Genomic DNA, 21,220 nt, shown 5'->3' with positions numbered 1-21,220 from the left:
GTGAAGAGACGGGCCTTTATGAACTACCGTCAGTTCCTTCCAGACAAGCAGAGACAGGGGCATAGACAGAGACGGCCGAGAGGGAAGTCCGGCTACATAGCCGGCGGTCTGGCTCTCGCCTTGTCTGTCATGTTGCTCGACGGCACAGGAGGCGCCGCCTTCGCGGCGCAGGATGTGGCACCGTCGGCCGGCCGCGCCGAGAAGCCGGCGGCCACGCAAGCGGCGGACATCCCCTCGGCGCGAGTCGCAGCCCGCCTGTCGGGGCGGCGTGTCGAGGCGCTGTCGGAGCGCACGGAGACCTCCACGACATGGGCCAACAAGGACGGTTCCCTCACGACCGAACTCTCGGCCGGTCCCATCCGCTTCCAGGAGAACGGCAAGTGGCATCCCGTCGACCTGACGTTGGTCGAACGCAGCGACGGCAGCATCGAACCGAAAGGCCACCCCAAGGGGTTGCGGCTCAACGCGGGCGCCGGCACCAGGGCGCGTTCGCTGCAGGAGACCAAGACCGCGGCTGCGCGGGATCTGGTAACGCTCTGGGAGGGCGACCAGCGCATCACGTTGCAGTGGAAGGGCGGACTGCCCGCGCCCGAACTCGACGGGACGCGTGCGACCTACACGAACGCCGTGCCCGGCGCGGACGTCGTCGTGGAGGCGACGCGTACCGGCTACGAGCAGTTCGTCAACATCAAGCAGAGACCGTCGTCCGACGGCTACACGTACACGTTGCCGCTGAAGGCGAAGGGGCTGACGGCCAAGCAGCGCAAGGACGGCAGCCTTGTCTTCACTGACAGGAAGAACCGCAGGCGGGCGGTGATGCCGGCCCCGGTGATGTGGGACGCGACGGTCGACCCGGTCTCCGGGGAGCACACCCGTCGCGCCAAGGTCGGGCTGAAGGTCGTCCAGCGCAAGGGCTCCGTCGATCTGCTGGTCACGCCCGATGCGGACTTCCTCACCGACCCGAAGACCCGGTACCCGGTGACCGTCGACCCTTCGACGTCGTCGCTGGGGAACGTCTTCGACACCTACGTCCAGCGCGGCGAGAGTGTCGACTGGTCCACCGACACCGAGCTGGACCTGGGCAACCCTGGCACGACCAACGCCGACGGCACAGCGCGCACGGCGCGTTCCTTCATCTCCTGGAACACCACACCAATCCAGGACGCGCTGGTCCTTGACGCCAAGCTGTCCCTGTGGAACTTCCACTCGGCCAACACCGACTGCAAGCTATATCCCTGGGAGGTGTGGTCCACCGACGCCGCGTCCACGTCCTCGCGCTGGGGCTCGCAGCCGGCCTGGATCGCGAAGAAGGCCACGTCCACCGAGACCACCGGCAACGCGGGATGCTCCACGCAGCCGGACGGCTGGATCAACGCCGACCTGACCACGCTGGTACAGGAGTGGGCTTCGGCGAAAGCCACCGCCAGCCACATGGGGCTGCGCGCCTCCGACGAAAACGTCGTGGAGCAGTGGAAGCGGGTCAACTCCGCCAACGCAGCCTCGAACCCGCCGAAGCTGGTGGTGAACTACAACTACCGGCCGCGCACCGGCACCGCACAGGAGGCCGGCCCGCCGTACTTCACCTACGGCGGCGACTACGTGGTGAACACGACCACCCCCACGCTGCGGGACACCTTCGTCGATGCCAACGGTGACCCGGTCAACGGCACTTTCCAGATCTTCGACTCCGCGACCGACACCCAGGTCGGCAGCTACATCGTGTCGAAGTACGTGCCGTCCGGGCAGGTCGCCTCGGTGACCGTGCCGTCCGGACTGCTCACCGACGGCAAGACGTACAAGTTCCGCACCGTTCCCTACGACGGGACGCACTACAACACCGGCTGGTCGGCGTGGAAGACCTTCACCGTCGACACCACCAAGCCCTCGGCGCCCGCGAAGGTCACCTCGGCGGACTACCCGACTGGCAAGTGGGCCAAGGGCGCGGGCCAGGCCGGTACCTTCACCGTCACCCCGCCCGCCGCGGACCACAACTGGCTGGAGTGGTCACAGGACGGCACCACCTGGAACAAGGTCGCCACCGGCGGCGGCGCCGGCGACAAGACCATCGAGGTCACTCCGCCGGACAACGGGTCCCAGTCCCTGCTGGTCCGTGCGGTGGACAAGGCCGACAACCGGTCCTCGACTGTCGAATACAGGTTCAATGTGGGCCCGGGCGGCTTCCTGCGTCCCGCCGCCAACGAGCGCACCGCCCGCCGGCTGACCCTCGAAGCCGAGAGCGACGCCGAGAAGTACAACGCGGTCTCCTTCTCGTGGCGTCGTTCGGCCGCAGACAACTGGACGCCCATCCCCGCCTCGGACGTCAGCCAGAGCGGCACACCGCTGTCAGCCTGGCCGGTCACCATGACGAACGGCAAGAGCCCGGCACTGGTGTGGAACGCTGCCGGCACCGTCAACCCCGACGGATCCGTAGAGATCAAGGCCGACTTCACCGGAACGGGCGGGGCCACCGGCAGCACGGACCCCTTCACCGTCGTAGTGGACCGCAACGCGGATGACGCTGCGAACGAGGACGTGGGTCCCGGCTCGGTCAACCTGCTCACCGGCGACTACACCATCAGCCAGGAGGACGCGTCCTTCTTCGATCTCTCCGCGTCCCGCACAGCCTCCTCACGCAGCCCCGACGCCGGAGCGAAGCAGACCGACCAGGCCCCCATCTACGGGCCGCAGTGGGTGTCGGGATTCACCGCAGAAGTGACCGAGTCCACCTACACGCACCTGGAAAAGATCTCCGACACCGCCGTCAGCGTCGTGCTCGCGGATGACAGCCCGATCCACTTCACGGCCAACGCCGCCCAGACCGGCTGGGTGCCTGAGCCGGGGGCCGAGGAGATGACCCTCAAGGGCACTGTGAGCGGCACTTTCACCCTCTCCGACAGTGAGGGCACGGTCACCGAATTCACCCGGGTCTCCCCGACATCCGACGCCTGGCAGGTCACCAGCACCCTGGTGAACGGGCTGTCCAACTCCGCAACCAAGGTCGTGTCGGAGAACGTCACCGTCGACGGCAAGACCCTGGCGCGGCCGAAGCGGATCATCGCCCCGACGTCCGCGGCCACCGCCGCAGCGTGCGACGCCGACCCGGCCACGAAGGGATGCCGCCTGCTGGAGTACGTCTACGCGTCCGCCACGACGGCGACCGCGTCGGCCTTCGGCGACGTCAGCGGGCAGGTCAAGGAGATCCGGCTGTGGTCCACCGCCCCCGGCGCGGCCGCGGCCACCTCGAAGTCGGTCCAGATGTACCAGTACGACAACTCGGGCCGACTGCGCCGCGCCTGGCTTCCCCAGATCTCCCCGTCTCTGATCACGGACTACTCCTACGACAGCGCCGGACGTGTCACCGGGCTCACCGCGCCCGGCCAGCTCCCGTGGACCTTCACCTACGGCAAGGCCGGCAACGATCCGGCCGCCGGTGACGGCATGCTGCTGAAGGCCGGACACCCCGGGCTGAAGCAGGGATCCGCCGATGTCACCGAAGGCGTGGCCAACACCAGCATCGTCTACGACGTCCCGCTCACCGGATCCTCCGCCCCCTATGCCATGGGCGTGTCCGACGTCGGAACGTGGGGACAGCAGGACGCTCCGGCCGACGCGGCCGCAGTCTTCCCCGCCGATGCCGCCCCGTCGTCGAACTCCGGCGCTGATCTCGCACCGGCAGACTACAAGCGGGCCACGATCCACTACCTCAACGCTTCGGGGCAGCGGACCAACACCGCGGCTCCCGGCGGCCGGATCGACAGCACCGACCACGACCGGTTCAGCAACATCGTGCGCTCCCTTTCAGCCGGAAACCGGGAAACAGCCCTCGGTATCAGCGCGGCGGACCGGGCAACACTGGCGGAGCTGGGTATAGCGGATCTGCCGAGCGCCGAACGCGCCGAGCTCCTGTCCACCCGGTCCGTGTACAACGGCACCGGCAGCCGGGAACTGGAGCGGTTCGGCCCGCTCGGACGGATCGATCTTGCCAAGGCCCTGAAGTCCGGCACCACCACCCTGGTGGCCGCAGGCACGTCCGTGAACGCCCGTAGCTGGACCACCAAGGCGTATGACGAGGGACGCCCCAACGGTGAGACCGCCGCAGCGAGCGACCAGGTCACCACCACGACCGAAGGCGCCCAGGTCCGCGAGCACCCAGGCGTCATGGGTGACGCGCAGGTAACCAAGGTCGAGTACGACTGGGCCAAGGGCCTGGCCACCAAGGTCATCCAGGACCCGGATGGGCTGGCCATCACCACCACCACGGAGTACGACGCCCAGGGCAGAGTGGTCAAGCAGGGCGCTCCCGGCACCTCCGGCACCGACGCCGGGACGCAGACAGCCACCTACTGGTCCGCCACCGGCACCGGAACCTGCGCGGGCCGTCCGGAATGGGCCGACCTGCTGTGCAGCAACGGACCGGCCGGAGACATCACCGGCGGCGGCAGCAATCCGGCGCAACTGCCCACGACGACCGTCGAATACGACCGGTGGGGCAACACCGCCAAGACCAGCGAGACCGTCGGCTCCACCACCCGGACCATCACCCGCAGCCACGACGCGGCGGGCCGCGAAACCACCGTGCAGATCACCGGCGGTCTCGGACAGGCCGTCCCCACCGTCACCACCGAATACGACCCGGACTCGGGCCAGAAGACCACAACCACCTCGCCGACCGGCGGAACCGTCACCCGGGCCTACGACAAGCTGGGCCGGCAGATCTCCTACACGGACGCCGACGGCGGCGTCACCACCACCGAGTACGACCTCCTCGACCGCCCGGTCAAAACCAGCAACAACATCCCAAGCAGCACCACCTACACCTACGACACCTCCATCGAGCCCCGTGGCCTGCCCACGAAGGTCACCGACTCCGCCGCCGGAGAGTTCTCCAGCACCTACGACCCGGACGGCAGCGTCGCCACGGAGAAGCTGCCCGGCGGCTACACGCTCAAGCAGACCAAGGACCCCGCCGGACAGGTCACCGAACGCGTCTACACCAAGGACAGCGACGCAACCGTCGTCTACTCCGACACCGTCACCCAGACCATCCACGGACAGAACGCCTCCCACGCCGGCTGGTCGAACCAGAAGTACGGCTACGACAACGCCGGGCGCCTGACCCGCGTCGAGGACACCGTGGCCACCGTATGCACCCTGCGCGGCTACACCCTGGACAAGCGGTCCAACCGAACCGCGGTGACCACGGCATCCGCCACACCCGGAGGGGCCTGCCCCACCAGTGAGGGCACCGCCACCACCACGGCGTACGACACGGCCGACCGGATCGCCGGCGAGGGCTACTCCTACGACGCCTTCGGCCGGACCACCGCAGCGCCCGGATCCACCCTCTCCTACTACGCCAACGACCTCGCCTACCAGCAGACCGCCGGCACCAACCGCCAGACCTGGCAGCTCGACGCCGGCCTGCGCTTCCGCTCCTGGACCATCGAGACCAACAGCTCCGGCACCTGGAGCCAGACACAGGCCAAGACAAACCATTACAGCGACGACTCCGATAACCCGACCTGGACCACCGAGGACACAGCCGCCACCACACTCACCCGCAACGTCGCCAACGCGACCGGGTCACTGACCGCGACCACGGGCAAGACCAACGGCACCGTCCTGCAGCTCACCAACATCCACGGCGACATCGCCCTGCGACTGCCGCTCGACACGTCAGTTGCGCCCACAGCGCTGGACAACGACGAGAACGGCGCCCCCCGAGCCGGCCAGAGCCCCCAACGTTACGGCTGGCTCGGCGGCAAGCAGCGGTCAAGCGAGACCCTCACCGGCCTCACGCTGATGGGAGCACGCCTCTACGATCCGACCACCGCACGGTTCCTGCAGACCGACCCGGTCTTCGGCGGCAACTGCAACGCCTACGACTACGTCTGCGGCGACCCGGTCAACGGTACCGACCTGGACGGCCGCTGCGGCGCCTTCGGCAACCCGTTCAAGAAGTGCGACAAGTGGCGCATCCTCATGTGGTCACGCGGCATGAACTCGTACTGGAGGACCATCCGCGAAGGCAGCACGACAGCCGTCAAGCAGAACGGCGTGAAGTACGGCAAGTTCGGACTCGCGCACATCAAGGACAAGCACGTCGGCTTCGGCAAGCCATCCAACTGGTACACCACTTCCGGGATGATCAGCGACCTCAAGAGCGCGCTGCTCTACGGCAAGTGGAAAGTAGACTGGGACCACGGCTACGACAACACCGCCTGGAAGATCACTTACACGTACACGACGGGCTGTGGCTGCCGGGGGAAGACGAAATGGACCGTCACGGTGTTCTACCGCAACATCGCGGCACCTGACGGAAAGCCGCTGGGCGTAACCACGGCGTACAAGAACAAGTCCTGACGCACCGTCCGGTTCCGGTGCCCCCAGCGCCGTGCTGGGGGCACCGGAACCGGATTTGCATCCCGTACAACACTGAGGATTCAGAGCCTGATGAACAGTTCCGCAGACAACGACATCCGCGCGGTGATTGACACTCTGAAGCAACGAGCCTCGGCTCGGGGAGAGACAGTGCCAGCCCTTGATTCGGTCCTCAACCTCGTCGCCAACGGCGAGGCAGAGATCGCGATCGACTACCTCGTCAACACTGCCAATGCGTTCCGGCTCCCCCTGCGGCAGGACGAGTACGCCAGACTGCTGTCAGCGGCTGCCCGACTCGACTACGCGGACGGTGTGACCGACATCGATCCCAGTTTGCTTCTCCCGGACCCGGACGACACCTGACTGTGGCCCTGGTACAACCGGGACTGACCCATCACCGGCGATCGAGGACGCACACGCGCTCATCCCCCAGTCGAAGCGGCCGTGACTGTAGACACATCGACAGCTCCTCGGACCGCTTGATTGCGACACCGATGAATCTTGGTGAACAGGCACATACTGCCGCGCCATCGTGGACACCCATCCCGATCACCAATTTGCGGTCCTCCACCCGGCGGCCCGGGACAGCCCTCCCGCCACGTTCGGCAATGACGCCTGCCAGTACGAATTCGGGATTCAGCATCTGCCCACGGCCTACACCTACGCCGAGGCGGTCTCCGACGCCGCGCAACGGCTTCCCCGACAAGCCCGACCTCCCCGCTGGAAGTCAACGCTGTGCACGTTGTCGACTTCACCGCGGACCCGCAGACCAAGACGATCACTTGGGAAAGGCTGATGCAAGTCTCTCTCGCCACAGCCCTCTGACGGCCCTGAGACACACGGATCCTTCTCGCGGCCCGCCGGGCAGCGGAAAGGACAAGATCGCGAGACGGAATGCCGGGCCAACCAAACGAGACAGTGCGGGAACACACAGGTCGTCACCGCGGAACGGGACATTCCAATTGCGGACCTACATCATGCGAACAGACAAGCTCGCCATCGCCTACCAGGCCGCACTCCACCTCGCCGCCATCCTCATCTGGACAGCCGCTTGACCGCCGAAGCACCTCGCCCGCGAGGATGGCCACATGGACGATCTTGTGAAGTTCCTCGTCGCACGTATCAATGACGACGACCACGCCTACGCCTACGTGGCCGGCACCCTGAGCGGCGAGGCTCTCCTCGACAGCCACCTCCCCATGCTCGACCTGATCGAGCAACTGGCGAACAACTACAAAGCCATGGACCCCTCGGACTCCCGCTCGGCCGGCCTGGCCTACGCGCTGCGAGTCCTTGCCCAGTCCTACGCCGAACACCCCGCCTACCAGTGGGAATGGCGCCCGTAGCCTTTCAAAGAGACAGTCTCTAGGCTCCGCCCTCCACGACTCCCTCACGCACCGGCACCTCATGACCTGACCCGACGAGCTGCGGGCCCACATATCCGCCGGCCTCCAGCCGGCGCCCTCCGTTCAGCACCGGCTGCCGACTGCGGCCCGTCGGCAGCCTCGCCGGTCGACCCGTGCCCGGCGGAGGAAACCCCACAGACAAGCGTAATTACCGTGCTCCTCGTGATCCCAAGTCCGCCTGCCGGCTGAGGAGTCCCGGCGCAACCACCACCACAAGATCCTGCAGGACTGCTGGCCAGCGGGCGACGGTCTCCATCACGCGGTCCAGGCCGTCGCCCACATGCACAACCTGGACCTCGCGTCATGAGCAGAGGCGCTTACCACCCGCTCTGACCTGCCCGTACTCAGCCTTTAGGCCCGCGTGACGGGCATCCGGCATCCCCACACGCGGGAGGGTTTGTTCCAGCCCGGCTCCGCAGGTCCTCACCGGTTCGTCCTCACGATCGACATCGTCCGCCGGAAGGGACAGGCCGGCCGACAATCGGTGGAGGAAACCGCTCCCGGGCAGTCCAACGATCGTCGGGATCACGCGACGGTCAACAGGTCCTGACCTCGTGCGCTGCGATCGTGTGTGGAAAACGAAAGTCCACGGCGCGGCCGACCTCCCGCCAGATCACTTCTGCCGTCTTGCAGGCATCGGCGGCTACATCGCCGCGTTCGTGTATGAGCCGTTCGTAGATCGGGGCGTTGCTTTGCGCCGTCGCACTCACCGTAGGGGCCCTTCCTGATGACGACACCCGCTCGGCCTCCAGGCCGCAGGCGGGGGGCCGATTCTATGGTGCCCGTTCCGCCAGCATCGTCCGGTACCGCCAGGCGGGACAGAGGTGCACCAGCACCTACGACCGCATTCCTCTTGCACTGCGTCCGTCACCTCCCCGGCGAGGTGGTGGTCATGACGGCCGGGCCCAAACGGCTGCCACCAAGCGGCGCGGAGAGCGACCAACGCGCCGAGGAAGAACAGGGCGCTGTCGGGGCCAGGCACCCCCAGGTGGTCTGCAAGTTCGGTCGCGGACGGCCCCGCCTGTGCTGGCCGAAGGAATCACCGCGTCGGCGTCGGGCAGAACCTTCCGCCGCCGTGGTGGGCAGGGTGAGCATGCACGCGCGGCTACTACGTATGCAGTCATCAGGGACGCAACGACGAGGCAGACCCGGTCGACGAGGGTTGAGCCCTGCTGCATGTCCGGGCCTTACCGCTTGATCAGCTTGTCGTGCTGGGGTTGCGGAAGGCGATCAGCCGTTGGCCAGTTCGACCGTGGCGAGGTACCACCACAAGATCCAGTCGAGGAACGCTTCGTCGTAGTCGCCTTGCTGATTGCGCCTTCGCTGAGGGCGGGGCGTAAGCAACCACCGGCTTCGTCTCGATCCGATCCCGTGCAGGGCCGAGTTATCCGGGCTGGTGGACCGTCGGCTTCAGTGATCTCAACGGGCGCAACCGGGCCCCGGGGCATGTGATCGCATGCCGTTGCGCTCGCGTGGCCCCCGGGCCGGTTCGGGACGTCGCAATGGTGTGCGCCTCGCTACACACCACCGCCGCCGTGGTCACGGCGCAACAGCGCGGCATAGTTCACAGACTCTTCTCTCAGGGCTGGTATGGCCAGGAAATGCAACCATCAATGTGACACAGATCACTAAGTGAAGGTGGCGGGTCATTGCCGGTTCGCCTCCAGGCCGGGCCATAGAGGTAGCAGCCTCAACACGTGCCACGATCAAGGAGCATCACATGGCCCTACTGTGTTACAGGGACCTCGACGACGAGGACCACACCGACGCCTCCACGCTCCACGCCTCGCTGCAGAGTTGGGTACTCGGTCTGCTGTCCGACACCCAGGACCGAGCCACTCGGCTACCCGCACGCTTCGCCCCGCATACCGATGAACGCGCGCCACGGCCCGTAGCGCTGGCGTTGCAGACGATCCTGTTCATCCGGTACGCGCAGGAACAGTTGTTGGACAGGAACGCCTTCCTTCGTTACCTGTGCCCGGACTGCCCTCGCGACGGGCAATCGCGTTGCCCGGCTCGTGACCAGTCGCGCCCTCCACGGCCGGGCGTACACAAGGCCGTATGTGCGGTGCCCGTCGAGCCTATGCCCCTGCACGGTAGAACCTGGCTGGCGCAGACCCGTCCGGCAGCTTCCCGGGTGTTCGAACGGCTGCGCCGGCTGGCCAGGCAACGACGGGAATCTACGCCCGACGGCAGTGAGCAGGCTGCCCGCGAGCTCGCCGTGCGTCATCTCTACGAGATGGCTCGTATGTGGAGGACACAGGGGCTTCCCGATGAAGCCGTGAACGTCGACGGGAAGCAAGACGGGTACTTCGTCCAGGACGTCATGGGCGCACTGATGCTGAGGGGGCACGACAGGGACAGGGATACTGACGCCAGGCACTCCCCCGTGAATTTCATCGCCGTTGTCCTTCACACGCTCACCCAACAACTGGGCGCACAGCAAGCTTTCACGACCCGCGAGGCCGTCATGGCCGCGCTCGTAGCGCGCAACGCCTGCATCGAGGGTGACACGGCAGCCGTGGACGAGTTTTCCCGGACATGGCTTGGCCTCAGCAGGCCGAAGCAATGGCGCTCGGCCGTGGAGATGGCCCTTCTCGGTGGCTGGGTCGACGCTCTCGGCCGGCACCTGAGCAACGACGCCGAGATCATGGAATTGCTCCATCGTCACACCGACCGGGAACATCGCTGCCTACAACCGCTCTGGGAACGAAAATCCAGCGGCCGCCGGGTGCGTCTGCTGGACGACCCCGTGACCCCGAGGATGTCGCTGAGAGACCTGATCACCGACCACCGACGCCCCGAGGACCAGCTGATGCTCGGGGAAGTGGAAGACCCCCGCGTCCAGGCCGTTCTCACGCACCTCGCGCCTGCGGAGAGAGCCGTAGCCATGGCCTACGCCATGCAGCGCATGACATGGGCCCAGGCCGCAGCGGAGGGCGGTGCCGGCAATCCGGACGCTTTCGGGGAACGGGTGCGCCGCAAGCTCAAACGGCTGGGAGCGCACCGCAGTACGGCGAACTCGCCCGCCCCGGCGCCGGTTGCCGACCGGTGAACCTTCTCAGCTCAGCAGCGGCAGAGTTCCTGGGAAGTCTCGCAGCAGCACTCACACTGGCCGCGGCGCACAGCATCAGGCGCCGCATCAAGCACCGGGCACGTCGCGCCCTGACCACGTCGGCCAAGCCAGGTTCAAGATCGCGTTGACACACTCGCCTCTTGAACATGCTCGACAGCAGCCCCTTCCCGGAGGAGCCGCATGAACGGGTGACGGGCCGGCCAGCCTCTGCTGAGCGCGGCACGGGCCGGGCGGCCTGGAACTCTGGTGAGCGCCAACTCCGCAAGCTGCAGCGGTGTCGCCCCCAGCTCACATCACCCGAACGCCTTGAGCCATCGACGGAACAGGATGGAGCTGCGACCAAGTCGCTCGACAAGGCGACCAGATCCCGCTGGCGAGAACTCCCTCATCGTCCGGCTGGTACAGCTCCGTGCGCGACCAGACCAAGTGAACCGCTCCGGGATCGGTGGAGGTGATGTGCCCCGACTTGTGTGGAGCCGCGTCGCTGGGTTTCACGCTACAGGCGGTTGCTGTAGCTCGTGCTGGCTTGGGGTGAGCATTCCCAGGGCGGAGTGCCTGCGTTGCCGGTTATGGAAGATCTCAAGGTACTCGAACAGCGCGGTGGAAAGCTCCATCCGAGTTCGCCAGCGTCGGTCTGCACTCGGCCCCAGAAGGACTCCATCAGACCCGGGGCGCATCAGAGCCTCCATCAGACTCGGAGCGGTTCAGTCGGGCAGAGCCCCACAGAACTGGAGCGCCATCTGGATACACGGCGAGGCCGGCGCTCTCGGGGAGAGTGCCGGCCTGGAGCGGTCTCACGCGGCAACGTGATCGCGCTGGGATTCCTGATCTGCTGGTTGGAGCCCGCAACTTTCAGGAGTGGCCGAAGCCGTCGTGCCTATCGAATCGTGCCTGCTGTCACTGAACAGGCTCTGAACACGATTGGGATGGCGTGACATCTAAATGCCGTGCGAGCGGCACGAGGTCCTGCCGCCGGTGGCAAACGTGCTGGTCTGCCAGGGCGCCTACAAGCAGCAGCGCCTGGACAGACCTGCATGAAAGTCTTGGACGCTGACGCATCATCGATTCTGAGGATATCCCCTGATCGGTAGGGCGGGTGGGAGGATGCAAGCCCTGGACGGCGTCGGCAAACGCTGTTTCGGTAGTTCGGCACTGGAGCCCGCAACGTCCCCCGCTGTGTGCGGGGGCTCTTGATTCAGGAGAAGACCATGCCTCGAACTCTCTTTTCAGCGCAGTGTGCAGTGCACGGCTCGTCGTGCGGGCACCGGTCTCCATCCACCGACGCCGTGGTGATCGTGGTGATCGTCGTTTTGGCCTGCGTCCTGTCCGTGCACGGTCTGGAGCTTTCGTCTGTCCTGGCCGTGCTGGGAGGTGCTGGTCTGGTGGCGGCGAGCACGCTGACTGCTGTTCACGGAGGAGGCAGGCGACTGCACGGCGCTGTGGTGCAGGCTGCGGCCGCTATTGCCGCTCGCTGACGGCCAAACAGCCATGGGGCGCAAGGAGAAGCCGATTGTCTCGTCGAACCGGGCGCTGGTGAGGCTTGCCAGATGGCTGCGTGATCAGCGGTCGAACAGTGGTTTCACGTATGCCGAGTTGGCGGTACGTTCAGGCCTTCACTCCACCACGCTGCAGCGGGCGGCGTCTGGCCAGTCGGTTCCCAGTGAGCACAGTGTGCGCGCTTATGCGGTTGCCTGCAGCGCGTCGGTGGACACCGCGATGGACCTGTGGCGCCAGGCACGCCGGGGCAGGCTGCGCAGTGCCGGGCCGGCCTCACCAAGCCCACAGGACATCGACGGCGTCGAGATGCTCCGTGCGGGGCTGCGAGAGCTGTACGAACTGGCCGGACGCCCCTCGGTGCGGGTGATGGAAGAGCGCGCGGGTACGGGGCGGCTTCCTCACAGCACGGCCCATCGCATCCTGCTGGGGCGGACGGTACCGCGTGACGCGCACCAGCTGACCGGTTTCCTCACCGCGTGCCTGGTCACACCCTCCGACCATCCGGCGTGGGTCACGGCCTGGCAGCGCAGCTGCGGGAAACAGCCTGCCGCAGCCCCCTCTACGCCTCCTCTGCAAAGGCGCGCACCGCAGACACGCACGGCGACGCCAGCACCGGCGCATCCTTCGGTTCCCGCTGCAGGTCCCTACGCCGCGGTACTGGGACCGGTACGGCTGTGGCAGGACGGAAGACCGCTGCCGGCCGGATCCCCCCAACAACGGGCCATGCTTGCCGCCTTGGTGCTGAGAGAAGGACGGACCGCGACAGCAACAGAACTCATCGACGCACTGTGGGGCGACGAACCACCGTCGCAGGCGCTGGCCGCTGTGCGGACGTATGCCTCCCGGCTGCGCAAGGTGATGGAACCCGGAGCACTCGTCAGCGAGTCCGGCGGCTACGCCCTGCGTCTGCCCGATCAAGCATGCGACGTGGCCGTGGCAAGAGACCTGGCCCGCCAGGCTGAGCAGATGCGCATACAAGGGGATCTGGAGCATGCGCGGATGCTGCTGCGGCACGCCCTGGGGCTGTGGGAAGGCGAGTCCTTGGCCGGAATTTCCGGGCCCTTCGCGGAGTCTCAGTACGTCCGTCTGGAGGAATGGCGGCTGCAGTTACTGGAAAGCCGCCTCGACCTAGACCTTGCGTGCGGTCTGCATGCCGACATCGTGGCCGAGTTGGCCGAGCTGGCGTCTGCTCATCCGCTGCGTGAGCGTCTGCGTGAGCTGCTGATGCTCGCCCTGTACCGCGCGGGGAGGCAGTCCGATGCCCTTGCGGTGTACGCGGCCATCCGCCGGCTGCTCGCCGAGGAGCTGGGCGTCGAACCCCGGGAGGGGCTGCTCCGCCTCCAGCAGCAGATCCTGCGGGCAGACCCAGAGCTGGCCTTCGACACGGTGTCCTTCCCCGGCCAGGCGCAGGTTCCTTCCTTCATCCGCCCAGCCCAGCTGCCGCCCGCTGTCTCCGACTTCGCGGGACGGTCTAAGGAGCTTGCCGAACTGAAGGGTGTGCTGAGCGCTGCCGCGGCCGGTGAAAGCCTGCCGGTCGCGGCTGTCTGCGGTACCGGCGGAGTGGGAAAGACCGCCCTGGCCGTCCAGGCCGCTCATGCGGTTGCGCGATTGTTCCCGGACGGCCATCTCTACCTGGACCTTCACCAGACGACGCCGGAGGCTGCACTCGCCGCGGCACTGCATGCTCTGGGGATGGCGGAGACGGCCATTCCGGCAGGCCTCAAAGAACGCTCCGCGCTGTACCGCTCGGCTCTGTACGGCCGTCGTGTCCTGGTGGTGTTGGACCACGCGAGGGACACGGCACAGGTCCAGTGGCTGCTGCCCTCAGCACGGGGGTGCGCCGTTCTGGTCACCTCCCGCAGGCGGATGATCGACCTGGCCGGTGCACACCTGGTGGAGCTTGACGTCATGTCCCCCGCCGAGGCGCTGCAGCTCTTCACCCGGCTCACGCGTAGCCGCACGCTGCCCCGTGAACAGGGGTCGGCTCGCTACGTGGTAGCCGCATGCGGTTTCCTACCGCTCGCTGTCCGTGCCGCTGCCTATCGCCTGGTGACACACCGGACCTGGACGGTCTCAGACCTGGCGGACAGGCTCGCAAACGAGGAGACTCGCCTGGACGAACTGCGGACAGGAAGCTTTGCAGTCAAGCCTGTCATCGAAGATAGCTACCAGCGGCTCAGCGGCGGCGAAGCAGACGCCTTCCGGACACTGACCTCATCCACTGACGCATTCCTGTCCCTCCAGGAAACCGCGCGTCTCCTCAGCTGTGACATCGCGGATGCAGAACGCCTTTCGGAGAAGCTGGTCGACGCCGGGCTGCTCACATCCCTCGGCAACGGGGCCTATCAAGTACCCCTGCTGGCCTGGCTCTACGCGAGAGCCCTCCCTCGCCCCTGACGCCCATCGCGGGGGCGCATTCGGATGGTGCCGCGCATCAACGGGCTGTCCGGCTGCACCTGTTCGGACCGCCACGCGAGCGCATCGTGGTGCCGACCTCGGTGAGCAGGCGGTGGACGAAGCCGTAGGACCGGCCGCAGCCATGGGCAAGGGTCCGGCTCGAGGCTCTTTTGTCGTACGCCTTCTTCAGCTCGGCGCCGATCTTCTGCCGGGCCCGGCCCCTTGATGTGAACGCGGACTCCCAGCATGTCGGCCTCCTCCAGGCTCGTGAACGGCTACCGGTCGCCGCCGGGCAGCTCACTGGCGGGCTGCGGCGTCGATGTCGTCGGCGTCGACGAGCGACGTCCTCAGTTCCTGCACCCCGCAGGGGCGTTCGTCATGGGCAAGGCGGTTGCGGCGTCCAGCAGGACGCGGGCATGGCGTCGCACGGCCGGCTCCCGCCGTGACCCGGGCGCCTGGGTGACCAGCAACGCGGCCAGGAACAGGGCGTCGGCACGGTCGGGGTGGTCGGCAGCGCGTTCGGCAACAAGGTCGGCGTCGGTCACGGCTGGAGAGTACTCGGCACTCACCCGCATCACCTCCAGCCCCACCGTCTCCTCCGCTGCCGGCGCTCCAGCGGGTCCGTGACGAACTGGCGGCCGCCGAAGCCGAGCTTGAGGACGCGGGCGTGACCGGACACCGTGCCCCCTCGGCCGCTGGCAGTCCCTGCCAGCGGGACCGTCCAGGCCCGAATCGTCCACGTCAACGACTACCAAGCAACAGACCTGCCTGCGTACCCCGCATGTAAACTGAGTAAAAAACAGCCCGCTCATCTTCAATCCCGCAGGGCACAAAGGGCCTTCCCCACACGCGTGGGGGTCTGTCCCCGCCGCGTGGTTCCTGCGCCAGGCCTTGAGGAACGCGGTCGCGGCAGTCAGCCCTGTGTAGGCACATTGTCGTCGGCGTCCCGGAAAAAGCGCATTGCCATGCGCTCGACGCCCCGGAGGGCACCGATCGTGCGCAGCCATTCCTCGACGGCGTGGCGTGACAGTGGCGTACGCAGTCCCAGCATCGCCGTGCTGATGTATGCAGTGTGCGCTTCCAGCCCCTGAAACAGCGAGTGGACTTGGTCGCGGGCCAGAGTGCGTGCCTGCAGACCGGTGTGCAGGCACTGGAGAACGGTCGCTGCGGTCTGTGTCCTGGTGTGGACGTCGGACGGCAGGTCCGCACTGGCGCGCACCCTGTCTACCATCAGCCTGATGTCGCGCAGCCGGGTGAGGATCTCCTGCAGGCGGGCGGACGGGGACGGGGCGGCGGACTCGGGGGTGCCGTCGGCGGCCGTGCGGCCGAGGGGCGCGGCGAGCTTGAAGGGCCCCAGGCCGTGGAAGAGTTCGCGGCGCAGCGGCACCAGTGCGTTGCTGCCGGTGCCGGTGTCGAGGGCCTCGGTCACCGCGCTCGTCAGCTGCGTGCGATGGTGGGCGAGCAGTTGGTCCAGAAGGTGTTCGGGATCGCTTCCGCCGCCGTCCTCGCGGAACGCGCGGTCGGGGTGGGTGTTCATGTGCATCCCCCTTTGTGGAGGTCGAGGACGGTGGTCACAGGCTGAGGAGAGTGATCAGCCGTTTGCGGGCGCGGCTGATGTTCTGTCGTACGGCGGCGGGGGTCATGGACAGGGCTTCGGCGATCTCTGTGTAGGTGAAGCCGTCGATGTCCCAGGCCATGACGGTGCGCATGGTGGGCGGCAGCCGGCGCAGGGCGTCCAGAACGGTCTGCTGGAACTCGGAGATGACCACGGTGTCCAGGGGGCAGGTGCCGCCCGGGCGGTCCGGGACGGGGTCGGTGGGGGCGGCGCGGGTGCGGTTCTGGCGCCAGTAGCAGCGTTGGGCGCTGACTCGTAGCCAGGTCCGTGGGTGGTCCAGGGTGCGCCACAGGTCCGGCAGGAGTTTGGCTATGGCCTCGTGGGCGGCGTCGGCCGCTTCGTAGGCGGTGGCGCCCTGGTGCATCAGGAACACCGTGACCGCGCTCATCTCCTGGGCGTAGAAGGCGTTGAAGTCATCGCGCAGGACCGGGGTGTGCGGCGCGGGCCGGGCGTGTTCGGTCGTGGTGGGGACCGGTGGGGGCTGGTGTTCGAGGGCCATGTCGGGCATCACCTCGTCGGGTGGCCAGCGGCCGCGCCGCCGATCACGATGTCGACGTTGTGATGCGCGGTCTTCTCGATGAGCCGGCTGCCCGCCGGCAGCGCCCGGGTCCGCTCCGACAGTCCGTGCTGGTCGAGTTCTGATTGCCGGATCTGCGCGTGGAGCCTGATCCAGCGGTGACCAAGACGCAGGAGGTATCCGCCTGCGGCGAGTCCCGCCGCAGCCGTTGCTGCCATGGGATCCATAGCCATTCCCTGTGTCCAGGGCGGCGTCCGTCACGCCGCGCTTCGTCTCTATAAGCACGCAGCAGGCCTGGTTGTGACAGAGGGCAGGCCGTGGGGGCGGCCCTCGTCAGTCGAATATGCGGGTCAGGCGCCGGAGTTTCCAGAGGAACAGCTCTCCCCGTCCTCGGTGGACGAGTCGTCCGGAGGTTCGCAGGGCGTACAGTTTCAGGCTGAATTCCTGGGTCGGGCATGCTTCGTAGGCCATGGTGATCAGGCGCTGTGCGGCGCCTTGCGTCGCTGCTGCTTCCAGAGCCGTGACCCAGGCGAGCTGACGGTCGACCGGGTAGTCCCGCACGGCGCGTGCCAGCAGTTGGTCGGCGACCTGGATGGACTGTCCTTTGCTGGGCAGGTCCAGGTGCGCCAGGTTCTCGATCACCTTGGCTGCCTCGGCGGGGGTTCGTTCCAGGGCCCCGCCGGACAGAACGGCGTCGAAGTGGGCGGGGAGGCCGGCCGTGTGCAGGGCGAGGGCGAGGTTGGTGATCTCGGATGCCGTGCTGGTTCGGGTCCGCTTGTGCAGGGCGTGCGGACTGAGGTAGTGGGGTCGGTCGAACTGGAGCTGGCGTAGTGCGGCGCCCGCGTGTCCCGTGGGTCGTTCCTGGACCGTGCAGAGGTAGACGGTCTGGGCGTGTTCGGTGAGGTTGCAGTCAAGAAGGGCGACCAGCATGTCGGCGACGTCCGTGGCGCTGGCGCGCATGGCTGCCTCGGTGAGCAGCGAGCGGGCGTCCATGGTGGGGTGGATCTGGTCCAGGTTGTCCAGGAGATCTCGCACGTAGGCAGCCGCGGAGGAGCGCAGCACGGTAATCAGGGCGTTGGTTGCGTCTTGGAGACGGTCGGCGACATGGAGATCGACGATCAGGCGGGCGTTCTCTGTGACGGGGCGGGAGGACAGTGCGCGCGAGAGGATCGTTGAGGCCTCGTCATACAGGTTTGCGGTGCGCAGGGCGGAGGCGAGGGCGGCTAGGTGTCCGGTGGGGCGTTGCTGTGTCAGCCGGAACACGGCGAGGGCGGCTTCGATCAGGTCGGCCCGGTAGAGTGCTGCGATCAGTTCGGCCACATCTGTGGCCGGGCGTTCCATGGCCATGGCGTGCTGCAGGGTCTCGGCGAGGTTCTCGGCGCCGCAGTGATGCAGGTGGATGACGAGTGCCGTCAGTTCGGCGCAGGGGCGTTCGCCGACCGGAGTCCTGATGGCCTGCGGCAGGATGTCGTTCAGGCCGGAACCGGCCAGCAGGGTGTAGACGGTGACGATCTCTTCGGTGGTGCGATGAGTGGCGGTGGCGCCGAGCAGGACCTGTGCAGCGTCGTCGCGGCCGCGCCGGTGCAGCAGGTCTGCGAGCGAGGCGAGATCGCCTGGGGTGTGGATCTCGACTGAGGCCTGGAGCAGGGCCCCCACGGGTTCTTCGAGACCGGCGTGCAGGAGTTCGGCTGCCAGGTCTGCCGTGTCCTGGACGGGCCGCATGGCCACCAGGGCGGGAAGCGCTGCCTCGGCGTGTTTGTGCAGTCCGGCGCTGTAGAGGGCGCTCAGAAGCGCCTGCACTTCCTGCACGGGCCGGCATCGGCTGGCAGAGGTGACGAGTTCACTGGCGAAGGCCTGCCGCGGGCTGGTCGCCAGGCCGCCGACGAGTTGCACGAGTTCAGGCACGGGCGTGGTGCGGTCGGCTGCTTCGAGGACGTCCATCAGGGAGGCCCCCGAGATGCCTTCCTCCAGGAGTTCCTCGGCGGCCAGGAGTTGCTGCTCCAGGTGCCGGCGGTGTTCTTCGGCGGCCTTGAGCGCGGCCCGGGTGTCCTCAAGTGCCTGCCGGAGCCAGGCTGCTTCCTGTTCCACGGAGCTGAAGGCCCCGTACAGGCCCATGGACACTCCTTGCCATAGGGCTACCGCGTTTGCCTGGGCGCGGTATTTGCCGTTGAGTTCGTGCAGTTCTCCTTCTGCTCTGGTGCGGCGGGTCCTCTCCTGCGCGTGCTGGTGCTCGCTGTCCTTGAGTGCCTTGGCCAGCGCGCGTTCCTGGGCGCGCAGCCGGCCGACTTCCTCGTCCGCCTCACGCAGGCGGTCTTCCAGGGGGTCGAGCCCGGAGGCCAGCTGACGGGACCGCCGGTCCGCCTCGTGCAGCACACGAAGACAGCTGACCGCTTCAGGGGTGGGTCCGACGCCGCAGTGCTCGGCCACGTCGGTCAGCAGGTCCTCCACGAACCTCCAGGGCACGGGCCGCTTGCCGTTGAGATAGCGGCTCAGGGTGGCAGGAGACACATGCCGGCGGACGGCATAGACACGGACACTGACGTCGAGCCGGTGGAAGCAGGTTCGCAGATCGCTCACGAAGTCCCGTACGGCAGCGGGCAGGTCCGTGTCCAGCTCGGCGAGCTCGGCGGTCCGTGGTCGGTTACTCATGGCGGGTGTCCCTGGTGGCGGTCTGGAGCAGCAAGGTGCCGGTGCAGCAACTATGGCGTGCGGCAGGGGTGTTGGGCGCAGGCTGGTGTTTCCAGCAGGGTTTGGCAACACCCCTGGTAACACGGTGCGGTGTTGCCGTTCCAGAAGGTCACTGTTGCCCTCTGGCTGGTACCGCCCAGGGCTCGGCAGCATCCAGGACAGCAGGACTCACATCCCATGACGGCCCTGCATACGGTATTCACGCACAAACAGCGGGAGAGACCCATTTCTGCGCACCAGCATGCCCCGAAGCCGACAACCGCCCGCCGCACAGCCCCTCCCCCGGCCTCCGACAGCCCCCTGGACGGCCGGGACCGGGTGACGCTCGAGTTCACCGCACCCAGCGTGGGCGGCAGCGGCGTGCTCGCCGCAGCCCTAGCAGGCGGACACATCCCGCCGGAGACTGCACTGGTCTGGCCACTGGTGGCGCTGAGCATCGCCGGTATGGCCTACGACCTCGGCCGCGAGGCCCTGCAGCGCAACCGGCGTTGATCTGCCGCGCCCCGGGGCAGGCGGCAACTGCCCCACCTGGGCGCGGTATGCGGGGAACAAGGCACCGCCGGTGCGTTGTTCGTTCCCCGCTGCTCACAGTCGTACAGCTTCGTGGATCAGACCAGCACGACCAGCTCATGTAAAGTGAGTAAAAAACGCGCTACCGACTTCCAAACCCACAGATGGGCAAGAGTCTTCCCCACACGCGTGGGGGTCTGTCCCGCTCCAGGTTCTTCGGCGTGCGCATCCACGTGTCTTCCCCACACGCGTGGGGGTCGCCCGAGCGTGATCCGTCCGGCATGCGTTTGGTGCTGTGTTCTTTGCACTCGTGCGCTTCCTTCACAGCGTCAAGAACTCGTCGTTGGTCATGCCGGCCGCCAGATCTTCGGGAATCTGTTGGGCAACAAGCCACCCTCATATCCGGTGCGCATGTAGGCGCCAGAGCCCGGTGATCTCGTCGTCAAAGTCCGATTCCTCACTCAGGGAATCCGCCATCAGGGGTTGATGCGGCCCGTCGGCGGCTGCGACGGGTCTGTGTCCACCGGGCCGAGTACGGTCCCCGGCGCCACGCGGATCAGCCGCGTACGTCCGCCGGGCTCCGACTCGTAGAAGTCGATCCCGGGCTGAAGGGACGACAGCAAGACTACCGTGGCTTCGTTCCTCACACGCTCCAACTCCACGGCCTGGCGCGCCTGCACGCGCGTTGTCAGGAAGTGCCACATGCCGCCCGAACGGCGGACAGCGGCGCGAGCCACAGATGCGATGCCGACCATACTGCCCTCACCTCTCGACCAAACTGACACCTCCTTAAGCCCCCCTGCTGTGCGAAAGGTCGGGTCTCCACCCAGGTTTGGGGCGAGCCAGTCTTTGACGGCTGGCACGGGGCCTGGCGAACCCGGCTTTGCTGGGCAATGCGTACTCGCGGATGCCCTGGTGGGACGTGTCCGGCTGTCCTGCGGCGTGCTGTGAAGTCAGCGCGGCGGGGTGACGGCTGGATCTACGGCGGCTGACGCGCCAGGTTACGGCGCTGACGACGGCAGCCGAGCCCAAGGCACCAAGCAGTTCCAGGAGGGCATCGCCGACGATGTTCATGGAGGGTCTCCTCGCTCTCGGCGCAGGGCCGTTGTGGCTGAAGGTTTGTGACAGCGGAT

At 67.2% G+C, this 21,220-nt stretch carries 14 protein-coding genes and 1 pseudogene; 7 read left to right on the top strand and 8 right to left on the bottom strand.

Features of this window, described 5'->3' with window-relative positions:
• Positions 1–129: 129 nt before the first annotated feature.
• From ACIPSJ_RS27065 to ACIPSJ_RS27045, 5 genes and pseudogenes are all read left to right on the top strand, one after another.
• Positions 130–6,363 (top strand): DNRLRE domain-containing protein, encoded by a 6,234-nt coding sequence (locus ACIPSJ_RS27065; protein WP_401350122.1) that lies wholly within the window; start codon positions 130–132, stop codon positions 6,361–6,363.
• 90 nt (positions 6,364–6,453) lie between these two features.
• A complete protein-coding gene (locus ACIPSJ_RS27060) occupies positions 6,454–6,744 on the top strand; it encodes a hypothetical protein (RefSeq protein WP_401349811.1) in 291 nt (96 codons plus the stop codon).
• Positions 6,745–7,469: 725 nt separating this feature from the next.
• A complete protein-coding gene (locus tag ACIPSJ_RS27055) occupies positions 7,470–7,727 on the top strand; it encodes a DUF6221 family protein (RefSeq protein WP_401349810.1) in 258 nt (85 codons plus the stop codon).
• 259 nt (positions 7,728–7,986) lie between these two features.
• Positions 7,987–8,094, top strand: a pseudogene (locus ACIPSJ_RS27050) (IS5/IS1182 family transposase); the annotation flags it as partial.
• Between the two features lie 1,413 nt (positions 8,095–9,507).
• On the top strand, positions 9,508–10,842 hold the full coding sequence (locus ACIPSJ_RS27045; protein WP_401349808.1) for a hypothetical protein: 1,335 nt from the start codon (positions 9,508–9,510) through the stop codon (positions 10,840–10,842).
• Positions 10,843–11,354: 512 nt separating this feature from the next.
• Here the strand turns inward: ACIPSJ_RS27045 and ACIPSJ_RS27040 are convergent.
• A complete protein-coding gene (locus tag ACIPSJ_RS27040) occupies positions 11,355–11,540 on the bottom strand; it encodes an IS3 family transposase (protein ID WP_401349805.1) in 186 nt (61 codons plus the stop codon).
• 811 nt (positions 11,541–12,351) lie between these two features.
• On the opposite strand from ACIPSJ_RS27040, the gene ACIPSJ_RS27035 reads away from it, so the two are divergent.
• Positions 12,352–14,757, top strand: a complete 2,406-nt coding sequence (locus ACIPSJ_RS27035) for a BTAD domain-containing putative transcriptional regulator (RefSeq protein WP_401349804.1) — start codon at positions 12,352–12,354, stop codon at positions 14,755–14,757.
• A 37-nt stretch (positions 14,758–14,794) separates the two neighbouring features.
• Here the strand turns inward: ACIPSJ_RS27035 and ACIPSJ_RS27030 are convergent, their stop codons facing one another.
• The 6 genes from ACIPSJ_RS27030 to ACIPSJ_RS27005 all read right to left on the bottom strand — a co-directional run bounded on the left by ACIPSJ_RS27030 (position 14,795) and on the right by ACIPSJ_RS27005 (position 19,538).
• On the bottom strand, positions 14,795–14,959 hold the full coding sequence (locus ACIPSJ_RS27030; protein ID WP_401350121.1) for a helix-turn-helix domain-containing protein: 165 nt from the start codon (positions 14,957–14,959) through the stop codon (positions 14,795–14,797).
• Between the two features lie 145 nt (positions 14,960–15,104).
• The gene (locus tag ACIPSJ_RS27025) at positions 15,105–15,302 is read right to left on the bottom strand and encodes a hypothetical protein (protein WP_401349801.1); all 198 of its coding nucleotides are present in this window, start codon (positions 15,300–15,302) and stop codon (positions 15,105–15,107) included.
• 368 nt (positions 15,303–15,670) lie between these two features.
• Positions 15,671–16,294: a hypothetical protein gene (locus tag ACIPSJ_RS27020; protein WP_401349799.1), complete on the bottom strand. Its 624-nt coding sequence runs from the start codon at positions 16,292–16,294 to the stop codon at positions 15,671–15,673.
• A 34-nt stretch (positions 16,295–16,328) separates the two neighbouring features.
• Complete coding sequence (locus ACIPSJ_RS27015) at positions 16,329–16,871, bottom strand: RNA polymerase sigma factor (RefSeq protein ID WP_401349797.1); 543 nt, start codon at positions 16,869–16,871, stop codon at positions 16,329–16,331.
• Between the two features lie 8 nt (positions 16,872–16,879).
• Entirely contained in the window at positions 16,880–17,107 is a 228-nt protein-coding gene (locus ACIPSJ_RS27010; protein ID WP_401349796.1) for a hypothetical protein, read from the bottom strand.
• Positions 17,108–17,222: 115 nt separating this feature from the next.
• Entirely contained in the window at positions 17,223–19,538 is a 2,316-nt protein-coding gene (locus ACIPSJ_RS27005) for a hypothetical protein (RefSeq protein ID WP_401349794.1), read from the bottom strand.
• Between the two features lie 357 nt (positions 19,539–19,895).
• Here ACIPSJ_RS27005 and ACIPSJ_RS27000 point away from each other — a divergent pair, with 357 nt between their 5' ends.
• Positions 19,896–20,069 (top strand): hypothetical protein, encoded by a 174-nt coding sequence (locus tag ACIPSJ_RS27000; protein ID WP_401349792.1) that lies wholly within the window; start codon positions 19,896–19,898, stop codon positions 20,067–20,069.
• A gap of 494 nt (positions 20,070–20,563) precedes the next feature.
• Here the strand turns inward: ACIPSJ_RS27000 and ACIPSJ_RS26995 are convergent, their stop codons facing one another.
• Complete coding sequence (locus ACIPSJ_RS26995) at positions 20,564–20,842, bottom strand: hypothetical protein (RefSeq protein ID WP_401349791.1); 279 nt, start codon at positions 20,840–20,842, stop codon at positions 20,564–20,566.
• Positions 20,843–21,220 lie beyond the last annotated feature (378 nt).

It is taken from the genome of Streptomyces sp. NPDC090088 (assembly GCF_044747345.1).
Classification (GTDB): Bacteria; Actinomycetota; Actinomycetes; order Streptomycetales; family Streptomycetaceae; genus Streptomyces.
Note: the sequence above shows the minus strand (reverse complement) of the source record. Positions and strands in the feature narration are given on the sequence as shown.

Excerpts from the sequence above, each read along its gene's own strand:
- ACIPSJ_RS27035 (WP_401349804.1), top strand. The coding sequence starts at position 12,352 with ATGGGGCGCAAGGAGAAGCCGATTGTCTCGTCGAACCGGGCGCTGGTG.
- ACIPSJ_RS27045 (WP_401349808.1), top strand. The coding sequence starts at position 9,508 with ATGGCCCTACTGTGTTACAGGGACCTCGACGACGAGGACCACACCGAC.
- ACIPSJ_RS26995 (WP_401349791.1), bottom strand. The coding sequence starts at position 20,842 with ATGGTCGGCATCGCATCTGTGGCTCGCGCCGCTGTCCGCCGTTCGGGC.
- ACIPSJ_RS27005 (WP_401349794.1), bottom strand. The coding sequence starts at position 19,538 with ATGAGTAACCGACCACGGACCGCCGAGCTCGCCGAGCTGGACACGGAC.
- ACIPSJ_RS27065 (WP_401350122.1), top strand. The coding sequence starts at position 130 with ATGTTGCTCGACGGCACAGGAGGCGCCGCCTTCGCGGCGCAGGATGTG.
- ACIPSJ_RS27020 (WP_401349799.1), bottom strand. The coding sequence starts at position 16,294 with ATGAACACCCACCCCGACCGCGCGTTCCGCGAGGACGGCGGCGGAAGC.
- ACIPSJ_RS27010 (WP_401349796.1), bottom strand. The coding sequence starts at position 17,107 with ATGGCAGCAACGGCTGCGGCGGGACTCGCCGCAGGCGGATACCTCCTG.
- ACIPSJ_RS27060 (WP_401349811.1), top strand. The coding sequence starts at position 6,454 with ATGAACAGTTCCGCAGACAACGACATCCGCGCGGTGATTGACACTCTG.
- ACIPSJ_RS27015 (WP_401349797.1), bottom strand. The coding sequence starts at position 16,871 with ATGGCCCTCGAACACCAGCCCCCACCGGTCCCCACCACGACCGAACAC.
- ACIPSJ_RS27055 (WP_401349810.1), top strand. The coding sequence starts at position 7,470 with ATGGACGATCTTGTGAAGTTCCTCGTCGCACGTATCAATGACGACGAC.
- ACIPSJ_RS27040 (WP_401349805.1), bottom strand. The coding sequence starts at position 11,540 with ATGCGCCCCGGGTCTGATGGAGTCCTTCTGGGGCCGAGTGCAGACCGA.